The organism is Rahnella sp. R3(2024) (assembly GCF_042920125.1).
GTDB lineage: Bacteria > Pseudomonadota > Gammaproteobacteria > Enterobacterales > Enterobacteriaceae > Rahnella > Rahnella rivi.
In genome coordinates this window covers 1,828,237-1,839,292 of sequence record NZ_JBHGBU010000001.1, presented here as the reverse complement: position 1 = coordinate 1,839,292, position 11,056 = coordinate 1,828,237, and the positions used below count along the sequence as shown (strand labels likewise).

The 11,056-nt window shown below is 49.8% G+C and carries 9 protein-coding genes; 3 read left to right on the top strand and 6 right to left on the bottom strand.

The genetic code is table 11. The annotated features are described in order from the left end of the window. Positions 1–47: 47 nt before the first annotated feature. A complete protein-coding gene (gene pbpC, locus ABSH60_RS08385) occupies positions 48–2,417 on the top strand; it encodes a penicillin-binding protein 1C (RefSeq protein WP_390973513.1) in 2,370 nt (789 codons plus the stop codon). A 36-nt stretch (positions 2,418–2,453) separates the two neighbouring features. Here pbpC and ABSH60_RS08380 read toward each other — a convergent pair whose 3' ends face one another. From ABSH60_RS08380 to ABSH60_RS08365, 4 genes are all read right to left on the bottom strand, one after another. Continuing rightward, positions 2,454–3,536: a fimbrial protein gene (locus tag ABSH60_RS08380; RefSeq protein ID WP_390973511.1), complete on the bottom strand. Its 1,083-nt coding sequence runs from the start codon at positions 3,534–3,536 to the stop codon at positions 2,454–2,456. A 9-nt stretch (positions 3,537–3,545) separates the two neighbouring features. Further along, on the bottom strand, positions 3,546–6,017 hold the full coding sequence (locus ABSH60_RS08375; RefSeq protein WP_390975714.1) for a fimbria/pilus outer membrane usher protein: 2,472 nt from the start codon (positions 6,015–6,017) through the stop codon (positions 3,546–3,548). A gap of 120 nt (positions 6,018–6,137) precedes the next feature. Next, on the bottom strand, positions 6,138–6,824 hold the full coding sequence (locus ABSH60_RS08370; RefSeq protein ID WP_390973509.1) for a fimbria/pilus periplasmic chaperone: 687 nt from the start codon (positions 6,822–6,824) through the stop codon (positions 6,138–6,140). Between the two features lie 94 nt (positions 6,825–6,918). Further along, entirely contained in the window at positions 6,919–7,473 is a 555-nt protein-coding gene (locus tag ABSH60_RS08365; protein WP_390973507.1) for a fimbrial protein, read from the bottom strand. Positions 7,474–8,118: 645 nt separating this feature from the next. Here ABSH60_RS08365 and ompR point away from each other — a divergent pair. Beyond that, positions 8,119–8,838 (top strand): two-component system response regulator OmpR, encoded by a 720-nt coding sequence (gene ompR / locus ABSH60_RS08360; protein WP_009635740.1) that lies wholly within the window; start codon positions 8,119–8,121, stop codon positions 8,836–8,838. Continuing rightward, positions 8,835–10,196, top strand: coding sequence for a two-component system sensor histidine kinase EnvZ (gene envZ / locus ABSH60_RS08355; protein ID WP_056775384.1), 1,362 nt, complete (start codon positions 8,835–8,837; stop codon positions 10,194–10,196). The genes ompR and envZ overlap by 4 nt, the downstream gene beginning before the upstream one ends. Positions 10,197–10,317: 121 nt before the next feature. On the opposite strand, the gene ABSH60_RS08350 is transcribed toward envZ, so the two are convergent. Together ABSH60_RS08350 and ABSH60_RS08345 are read right to left on the bottom strand one after the other, a co-directional pair. Beyond that, positions 10,318–10,797: a type II toxin-antitoxin system VapC family toxin gene (locus tag ABSH60_RS08350; protein ID WP_390973504.1), complete on the bottom strand. Its 480-nt coding sequence runs from the start codon at positions 10,795–10,797 to the stop codon at positions 10,318–10,320. Beyond that, positions 10,794–11,006, bottom strand: a complete 213-nt coding sequence (locus ABSH60_RS08345; RefSeq protein WP_056775379.1) for a hypothetical protein — start codon at positions 11,004–11,006, stop codon at positions 10,794–10,796. The genes ABSH60_RS08350 and ABSH60_RS08345 overlap by 4 nt, the downstream gene beginning before the upstream one ends. Positions 11,007–11,056: the final 50 nt, after the last annotated feature.

Genomic DNA, 11,056 nt, shown 5'->3' with positions numbered 1-11,056 from the left:
TACGCCCCGCCATTCACGGCGGGGCGTAACCTTTCCCAGGTAGCAAGATGATCACCATTCCCACATTCTTCCGCACAGCAAAACGTCTGCTGCAAAATATTCTGATGGGCGTCTTTTTACTGGCGCTGATCGTGCTTGTCTGCCGTCTGTGGCCGCATCCGCCGCTTTCGCAGGGGCAACCTTTCTCAACCGTCTATTACGATCGCCAGGGCACGCTGATGCGCATCACGCTTGCCAATGATGACCGCTATCGTTTGTGGACGCCGCTCGGACAGGTTTCTCCGCTGGCCATTAACGGTTTGCTGTTGCACGAAGACCGCTGGTTTTACGTTAACCCCGGTTTCAACCCGGTCAGCCTGCTGCGTGGATTCTGGCGCAGTTATGTGGCGGGCGGCAAAATGCAGGGCGGCTCGACCATCACCATGCAACTGGCGCGTATGCACTGGCATCTCAATACCCGCACGCCGTCCGGCAAAATCATGCAGGTTTTACGTGCGGTTCAGCTGGAGCTGAGTTATTCCAAACACGACATCCTCGAAGCCTATCTGAACTACGCGCCCTACGGGCGCAACATTGAGAGCATCGGCGCCGCCAGTCTGATTTATTTCAATAAGGCCCCCAAAGATCTGACATTACCTGAAGCCCTGACGCTGGCTGTTTTACCGCAATCACCGAGTTTTCGTATTGATGCCAATACCGGCGTACTGGGGGCGGCGCTGACGCAGGCACGCAACCGGCTGTTTGAGCGCTGGCAGGCACATTACGTCACAGATTCCAGCCAGATTTCACTGTTCAGATTGCCGCTGGCGCTGCGCCAGCCGGAGCGGATGCCCTACATCGCGCCACATTTTATCGAACAGCTCAGGCTGCAAAACCGGCAACTGATCCAGACCAATACCCGCATCGACACGACGCTGGACGCGGGCCTGCAGCGGCTGGTTGAGCGTCAGGTAAACGCATTTATCACCCGTAACCAAAGTCGCGGTATCCAGAATGCCGCCGTGCTGCTGGTCGATAGCCGCGATATGGGGGTGCGGGCGCTGATGGGATCGGCGGATTACTACAACCGCAGTATTCAGGGGCAGGTGAACGGCACTAACGCCAAACGCTCGCCGGGATCGGCGCTCAAACCCTTTATTTACGCGCTGGGCATGGAGCAGGGCGTGTTGCATCCGATGACTATCCTGAAGGATGTGCCGTCAGCCTTCGGTGCTTATGCGCCGGAGAACTTCGACCGCCGCTTTCTGGGGCCAGTGACGGCCACGGATGCCCTGAACTTCAGCCGCAATATTCCTGCCGTGTATGTTGCGTCGCAGCTTCGCCAGCCGTCGTTTTATCAGTTTCTGCGTCTTTCCGGCGTTGCCAATATGTCCAGCGAAAATCACTATGGCCTGTCGCTGGTGCTGGGCGGCGGGGAAGTGACGATGCAGGAACTGGCAAAGTTGTATGCCCTGCTGGCGAACCGCGGCGTGCTGCAACCGCTGAGGATGCAAAAGAGTGATCCACAAACGGCCACGCCGGTACGGTTACTGAGTGAAGAAGCCAGTTTTATGACGCTGGACATGTTGCGTCAGCACCGCCGCCCTGGCGATACGCTGGCCCAGCAGCCCTCCGCGCTGCCCGTGTACTGGAAAACCGGCACCTCATGGGGATTTCGTGACGCCTGGAGCGTCGGGATTTTCGGTCCTTACGTCCTGGTGGTGTGGGAGGGGAATTTCGACAGTAAAGGCAATAATGTGTTTGTCGGCGCAGAGGCCGCAGCGCCGCTGTTCTTCAATATTATCGACAGCATCAATGCCAGCTATCCGGCATTGCAGGAGCCGAAGCGTGCATTCCCTAAGCAACTGAAACGGGTGGATATCTGCCTGGCCAGCGGTGATTTACCGACACCCTGGTGCCAGCAAAAGGGGAAAACCTGGTTTATTCCCGGTAAATCACCGATTAAAGTCGATACCGTCTATCGCCCGGTGCGTCTTGATAAACTGACTGGTGACGTGGCGTGTCCGCCCTTTGATGAGGACGAAACCCGTACTGAAGTGTTTGAGTTCTGGCCATCGGACCTGGCTAACGTGTTTGCACAAGCCGGTTTACCTAAGCGCAAACCGCCGGTGAGTCACTGCAAAGATAACGGTGTGGACGTCAGTGGTAACCCGCCGCGTATTACCTCGCCGCTTAAAAACACGACGTATACCTTGCGGCAATCCCAGCAGGGGCGCGACCGGATTTCGTTCAACGCGGTCACTGACGCGGACAGTAAAACGGTCTACTGGTTTGTCGATGATATCTATCTCGGCAGCTCCGCAAGCAAATCCGCCATTAACTGGCAGCCTATCAATAACGGGCAGTACCGCATCCGCGCCGTAGACGATCGCGGACGCGCGGACAGCCGGTTGGTGAGTATTGAGATTGTGAATTAGCGGTGAAATTCAGGCAGCGCAATGGCTGCCTGAAAATTATCTGATATCGATTTTAAGCGTGGCCGTCGCCTGGAAGGGACCTGTGTCGAGTTCACCGCCGACCAGGTTTATGGGTATGGCTTTTAAATTAATTGTTCCCAGCCCATTCTGATTCATAGGTAACACCCCCTGTACAAACGGCATGTAAGTCCCGCCTGCATCTTCTACGACAATTCCAATATCCCCTTTGTTATCAGAGGGGCGGCGACGCGCGATTAAATAATACTGATTCTCCACATCCTGCCCTTCAAGCATCATCTCTAACTTATCATTGGTGGGAATGGAAGGAAGTCCACTTTTCGAACAGTCATATTTAATATTAAAGGTCACAGGACGATAACCATTGGGTGGAGAATCTTTAGTAGTAAACAGGCTGGACTGAACAGTACCAAAATTGACTGAAATGATTTCACCCTGATTGATCTCACAATTTTGCGGTACCGTCAGCGTTCCGCTGAGATAAACAATAGCAACGGGTGATCCTAAAGGAGGCGCGTTTGTGTTGGATGTTGCTGAAGAGGCATAAACCCGGGCTATCTCGATGCGGGGAATGTTCACTACACCAATGAAAGGTCTTGAGATGTATATCGTTACTCTGCCCTGGGAGCCGGTAGTCAAATTATCCTGGGTTTTCTGCTGCATGCAGATACCGGAGTTTTCTTTATCCCAGTGATGTGTGCCGTCGCTGGCGGCTCTGCTGGTCGGAACGGTGACATTGCCATTTTTAGGGATAGCAATCTGAGTCATTACGTCAAGATGATCATTTATTTTGAAGTAGTTAGTGGTATGTCCGAGGGGGAGTGAAGTTTGCAGACTGTACATGATTAATACACCATTAACATTTGAGGCGTCTGCAGGCGTGCAATTACAAGTGATTTGATAACTCTGCTGACTGCTGTTCAGCGCATCAGTGATAAGGCTGCCCTTTTCATTGTCATTGCCAGTTAAATCACGCAGAAGAGAACTTTCATAAGTAGCTGCACTGCCATTCGTTGGCTCACAGGTGGCAGTGCCCGCAATAGCCTGCAAAGAGCAAAAACCTGTAAGGCTTGCAAGCAGGGCTGATTTCAAACAGTTCATGTTTTATCCTTAAATGCATGAGGCAGTGATGGATTGCACCGATGATGCCGCAGGTTTTAAATTAATGGTGGCTTTGCATTGTTGATGGATTGCCTCCCCCCATTTCACCTGCAAATCTACGGGCTCGTCAGTTTTTACTCCTGAGAGATACAGTACACCGCCATCATCTACGATATTTTCGAGCGATTGATCCTCACTGACAGCAACAGCACCGAAAGGCACTGCGATACCATTACTGCGGACAAGTTTAATTAACGCACGTGCCCCTATACGTGCGTCGAAATGTGCAACGACCATCGCACCTTTGTTGGGTATAACCAGTTTTGACGTATGGGTGACATCCACGTCATCGGGTAAGGTCGTGGTATCTAACGCGATGCGATTTTCGGTATAGGATGTGAGATAAGGCACCACGGCGTATCCACGCCAGTCGGTACTGAGTCCGGGGAGATTTTGCAATCTTGCTCCCCTGGCGCCATTTGTATCAATCAACGCAAAGGATTCACCCAGTGGTTGAGAGAGCGTTAAACCGTGTGAATGCGCGACGATGCCGCCAGCAATGCCATAGTTGATTTGTTGCGAGTCATTATCGTAATAATAGCCCGCGTTGAATGTGCCAAAGGATGAGCGATAAGCAGTGTTGATATTACTGCTGTCGTTGCCACCATGATCTGCATGGCTCTGCTGAAGGGAATAACTAAGTCGATGGTCGTCAAGTGCGGTTCCACTAAGACCTGCTTGCTGGCGGGTATTCCCTTCTTTGTCGCGTGAAACGCTATATGTGGCCCAGCTTTGCGGCAACCAGCCGCTCAGCGGGATGCGGATATTCAATGCGATTTGCTGATCACTATTCTCGCCGTCCAACTGGCTGTAGCTATAAGAAAGGTTATAGCTGATGCCATACAGATTGTTATTCAATCCCAACGAGACGTTATTCTCTTTACTGGTGTCTCGCCAATAGTCTTGCTGATAAGCCGACACATACACGCTGGCGCCTTCCCAAAGAGCCTGATTAATACTGACTTGATATTTGCTGCGTTTATGCCCTTCTTGCTTTGCATCTTCCTGTGAGCGGTTAGCTTCATCATAATCATAGAATCCACTTGTGGAATAGCGGTAGCTGGCGATTGAAAGATTGGTATCCGTTGCCTCGATATTTTTCGAATACTGGAGGCGATAAGACTGGCCGCTGCTGCTTTGATTATTTTCGCGTGTTGTTTGAGCCTGAGTCAGGTCGACAGAAACGGAGCCCAGCGAAAACAAGTTAAAGCCTATCCCTGCCATACCTGAAAAATAATCGGTAGATAAAAGTGTGCCAGCATAGGAAGTTATCTCATTGGAAATACCGTAAATTACCGTCCCTTGAGCAAAGTTGGGTTGTTTATCATCACTGTCATTTGAGCGATAGCGACCTACAGTGCCGCTGTATTTGAAGCGTCCTGGTCGTTGCATGATCGGTACAGATGAAAAGGGCTGATTAAATTTTCTTTCGGTTCCATCCGCTTCTTTAACGGTGACTTCGAGTTCACCGCTGTATGACGCAGGGTAAAGATCGTTAATTTCAAAAGCGCCCGGTGCGACATAACTTTGATAAATAATATAGCCATCCTGGCGGATGGTGACCTCGGCAGAAGAATTGGCGATCCCGCGTATGGTAGGTGCAAATCCCCGTTGACTGTCAGGCAGCATATTGTCATCTGAAGCCAGCTGAATCCCCGAAAATTGCAGGCTGGCAAACAGATCTCCCGGCGTAGAGCTTTCTCCGATCAGAAACTGAGATTTCAGGCTTTTGATATCACGTTGAACATAGGTAGCAATGGCATCCCAACTTTGCTGGCCTTCATTACTGCTGTACGTGCTGTAATTTCGAAAGCGCCAGGGGCCTAAATTAACTCCGTTTTGCATGTTCAGATACTGACTGGAATCATCGCTGCCATTTTTGTTTTTTCGTTCAGCACCTGAAAAAGTATAGTTAGAAAATAATACGGGAGCGCCGTCGTCCCACCGTTCTGGGTCTACGTAGCCTTTAGCCGTTTGATTAATTGCTGCCTGCGGCATACTGATATCCAGACGCATCCGGTTAAAGTCGAATTTAGCTGTAGCTGCCGAAATATACTGGCCAAGCACATTAAGCGGAGCATCGTGCTGATGGTTGGCTAAAGAGGGAAATGCATCGACCCTTACGTTCAGTGCGCGTAACAGATCGGGGGTAATCTCTGGAGATAACGAACCGTCAGACAACTGGTCATAACGAATCTTTTGCTGCAGCACCTTATCAAGGTTGACGTAGATAGCCGTATCGTAAACGCCGGCAACCTGCGCATTATCACTTTTTGAGAAAATTGAAAGATCCACGTTGTCTGTCGGCTGGCCACTTTGTTCAAGCAAGTGAGGGTCAAAGTAGACCTCTTCCGCCATGGCGGCATAGCTCATTAATGCCGTGAAACAGCTCAGGCAATGCGCGACCATATGACGCTGCATGCGGGGAAGTAAGGCACTCTTTCCCGCTTTTTTTGCATTTGGATGGCTATCCATAGTCAATTTCTCTGAGTTTCCTGGAATCTTACTGATGCAACTAAAGGCAGAGCGGAGCCATTAAAATCAAAGGCTTCTTTTCTCTGGTGCGGTATCCCCGCCATAATCATTTATTGCACTCCATTCAATGATATCGCCGACGTTGTTAGCCGGTAACTTCACGTAAATTTGGCTATTTGGTGCAATCATGTCGGTGTCATTCAGGAAGGCATTACCTACCTTGAGATAACTGAAAACCACATAATAAGGTGTAGGGTTAGTTATCATCAGTTGATCTTTAACGTGCGAAAAAGTGAGCAGTTTATATGCCTCAAAAGCTTTTCCGCTTAATTTTTCTGGTCTGTAAAAAAGCTTTATTCGGGTTTTTATGACAAGTCTTAATTCGTTGTAATCATTTTTAGGCGTAGAGGGAATAGCACGCACATTAATATAAAATATTGATTCTTTATCTTGAGGTAATTCACCTCCAGTATATGTAATACGGAGGTTGCTTTCGTCATTGGCATTCAGACGAAAAAGTGGAGGAGTAACAACAAATGGGCCTCGTGTTTTTCCATCACCATCATCTGTCCAAGACTGGATAAGAAATGGCCTGCTTTCCGATTTATTGCTGAGAGGTAATGATGCCTCTTTTTTATTGGCTTCATAAATCACTCGTGTGCGCCCTACAAGAATTCCTCCGCCATAACTCAGTTGAATGGAAAGGAGAAACAGAGAGGAAAGCATAAGGAGTATTTTGATTGGATTGTACATGTATTTATAACATCCATTTATGAATAGACTTATTTAATCCTTTGTAATAAATAAATCGTGCAGGCTTAATTTTGCCTGCACGATTCAAATGGGCTTAACGATAATCAAGAGTCACATTGACATTTGCATCTGCGCGGCCAGCAGTAATGTCGTTGGGTGCTTTATAGGATTTGTAGTTTGCCAGGAGGTTAACATCCATTATTGCTGTGTTGATGTCATAGGTCATCGTTGGCAATGTATTCAGTAACATAACATTTTTAGTTTTAGCATCTAAAATCTGGACGCCTACGCCATCAGACATAGTATCACCAAAACTATTTTGCAATAAAAGAAGGTTAGGGTGAGTGGCATCAACAACATCGCCCTCCAGCCATATACGGAAGTGAGGAATAGGATCACCAACTTTTTGTGCTACAGGGCAATTCGCTAGCGGCAATGTAAACGGAATATTAGGTGAAGTATCACCAATGGCACGGAACTGAGCTGCGGAATATGTACCTAGCTCAATGTCTAAGTCATTACCATTGTTAATCACACAAGCAGTTTTAATGATTTCACCCGTGAAGTTAATTCTTCCGTCAATCGCGTAGCTGTTTCCAGCTAACGCCAGAAGTAATCCGCTAACAATAGCTTTGTATTTCATTTTCATTTTCAGCATCCATTCATAAATAAATATTGAAGGTGAGGGCTACAGGTTTCATCAATTCATACACAAAACTTATTAATGAAGCGCCTGCAGGAATCGGATTCTATCAAGTGTTTTATGTATTGAATAGTAGGTGCGAAGTTGTCTATTTAGCTTTGGGGTGTTTTTTACTCTAATATATAAACCTGAATAATTGTTTATATTTAGATGATTCATTTTAATGATTTGTTGATGATTAACTGGTCTGTGATGAAAAGAAAAAGATATTATTAAAATTTTATTATTAATTTTATCTATAAAAGGACTCATTAAGATTTCTGTTTAATTTCATCTCAAATTAATTTGAGAGTGATTTTTTTACCGACAATGAGCCATTTTTACTCTCACCCCGCAAGGATGCCGTCTGGGAATCGGTCAGACAGGTCAGATAAAGTACAGCAGAAGTCGGGAACGGGTTTTGGAGGGCGGGACAAACCGTAACAAAGCAGGCGTTGGTAGCGGAAGATTCCTCTGATATTGTTGATAAATTAGGAAATCCGTATTCATTGTTACAATTTCGGCTAGAATATATACCATTAAACACTGTCTGTTTTGGCTGATTTTTCTAACAATACACGCTTCAGGCATTCACGCCTTTGGGAGAGTTACATGCAAGAAAATCACAAGATTCTGGTGGTCGATGACGACATGCGTCTGCGCGCACTTTTGGAGCGTTATCTGACTGAACAGGGCTTCCAGGTGCGTAGCGTGGCCAATGCTGAACAAATGGACCGCCTGCTGACCCGTGAGTCCTTCCACCTGATGGTGCTGGATTTGATGTTGCCGGGCGAAGACGGTTTGTCTATCTGCCGCCGCCTGCGTAGCCAAAGTAACCCGATGCCCATCATTATGGTCACCGCGAAAGGCGAAGAAGTTGACCGTATCGTGGGGCTGGAAATTGGTGCCGACGACTACATTCCTAAGCCGTTTAACCCGCGTGAACTGCTGGCCCGTATTCGTGCCGTATTGCGCCGTCAGGCCAATGAACTGCCGGGTGCCCCTTCTCAGGAAGAAGCGGTGATCTCCTTCGGTAAATTCAAACTGAATCTCGGCACCCGCGAAATGTTCCGTGAAGATGAGCCTATGCCGCTGACCAGCGGTGAATTTGCCGTGCTGAAAGCGCTGGTGAGCCATCCGCGTGAGCCCCTGTCCCGCGACAAGCTGATGAATCTTGCTCGTGGTCGTGAATACAGTGCAATGGAGCGTTCTATCGACGTGCAGATTTCGCGTCTGCGTCGCATGGTAGAAGAAGATCCGGCGCATCCACGTTATATCCAGACCGTCTGGGGTCTGGGCTATGTCTTCGTGCCGGACGGCAGTAAGGCATGAGACGAATACGCTTTTCACCGCGTAGCTCGTTTGCCCGAACACTGTTACTCATCGTCACCTTGCTGTTCGTCAGCCTGGTGACGACTTATCTGGTGGTCTTGAACTTCGCCATCTTACCGAGCCTGCAACAGTTCAATAAGGTTTTGGCCTACGAAGTGCGTATGCTGATGACCGACCGGTTGCAGCTGGAAGATGGCACGTTGCTGGCCGTACCACCGGCGTTTCGTCGCGAGATTTATCGTGAACTGGGCATCTCTCTTTATACCAACTCTGCGGCAGAGGAGAGTGGCCTGCGCTGGGCGCAACATTACGAATTCCTGAGTCAGCAGATGGCCCAGCAACTCGGTGGCCCGACTGACGTGCGTGTTGAAGTGAACCAAAACACGCCGGTCGTGTGGCTGAAAACCTGGCTGTCGCCGGATATCTGGGTGCGCGTACCTCTGACTGAAATTCATCAGGGTGATTTTTCCCCGCTGTTCCGTTATACGCTTGCCATTATGTTACTGGCGATAGGCGGCGCATGGCTGTTTATCCGCATTCAGAACCGACCCCTGGTGGAACTTGAACATGCCGCGTTGCAGGTGGGTAAGGGGATTATTCCTCCGCCGCTGCGCGAGTACGGTGCTTCAGAAGTCCGTTCGGTTACCCGTGCCTTTAACCAGATGGCTGCCGGTGTGAAACTGCTGGCCGATGACCGCACATTATTGATGGCGGGCGTCAGCCATGATTTACGCACGCCGCTCACCCGCATTCGTTTAGCGACGGAAATGATGAGCGACGGCGATGGTTATCTCGCGGAGTCGATCAATAAAGACATCGAAGAGTGCAATGCCATCATCGAGCAGTTCATTGATTATCTGCGCACCGGGCAGGAAATGCCGACGGAAATCACCGATCTCAACGGTATTTTGGGTGAAGTGATCGCCACGGAAAGCGGCTATGAGCGTGAAATCGATTCCGGTCTGGCTGAAGGTGAATTGCTGGTGAATGCGCATCCGCTGTCGATCAAGCGCGCGGTGGTGAATATGGTGGTTAACGCCGCCCGCTACGGTGATGGCTGGATTAAAGTCAGCAGCGGCCGTGAGTTGCAGCGCGCCTGGTTCCAGGTTGAGGATGACGGTCCGGGCATTGCGCCTGATCAGCTCAAGCATCTGTTCCAGCCGTTTGTGCGGGGGGAAAGCGCACGCACCACCAGCGGAACCGGGCTCGGGCTGGCCATCGTCCAGCGTATTATTGATGCGCATTCGGGGACGCTGGATATCGGGAAAAGTGAGCGTGGCGGGTTACGCATTCGCGCCTATTTGCCGTTACCGGTTGAGATGCTCAAAGCGGTGGCGGTTCAGCAGAAGCCTGTCTAATTAAACGGGGGCCTTAATAATCCCCCGCTTTAATGGCATCAGGGCTGTAAAAAGCAGTTGAGAACATCCTGGTTTCTTCATATCGGCGATCACTTGTCGCGCTGCGGCAACCCAGGGTTTATCAGTTCTTCCTGCTCATCACATAATACTCTGCCGCTTCTTCCCGCCATCTCGGTGTCTCTGCTGCGTCCCACGGATTCACGAGTTGCACGCCTGCCAGTGCAAAGCCTTCAGGATGATCCGTTGCCAGAGTCGCCTGATGATTGAGGCAAACGGCGGCGAGCTGGATATCAGGCTCCGGCATATCCCTGCTGGCCGCTTTTAATAAGGCTGAAACTCGCGGGTAATACAGTGCGCTGGCCGCATCAAATGACAGCAGGCGACCGGCGAAATCCTGATTCAGCATTTCCAGTAAAGCCTCCGAAAGTGCGGCTTTCGGCTGGTTCTCTGGCAAATTCTCAACCCAGGAGAAAAGTGCGGCGACGCTCAGGCTGGTCAGGTACAGCTGCGTAGTGTCCTGCGCATCCAGCCATTGCAGTACATTCTTTTGCGGCCGGGGATTGATCATCTCCAGGATGACGGCGGTATTGAGAATAATCATTTGGATGGCAGTTCGAGGGGCCCGATGCTCAGCGTAGAAAAGCGCTGGCGGAGCTGGCTGCCCAAACCGAAGTCAGGTTGGGCGGGCGTTAAGGCCTGTTTCAGAATTAAACGCACTTCCTCTTCCATCGAGTGGCCTTTTCTGGCTGCCGCGATACGCAACAGTTCCTTCACGTCGTCATCCAGATTACGAACGGTAATGGTCGCCATGTGATGCTCCTCTGACAGCTTTGCTGTCATTCTGAAATGCCGCCGGGCCG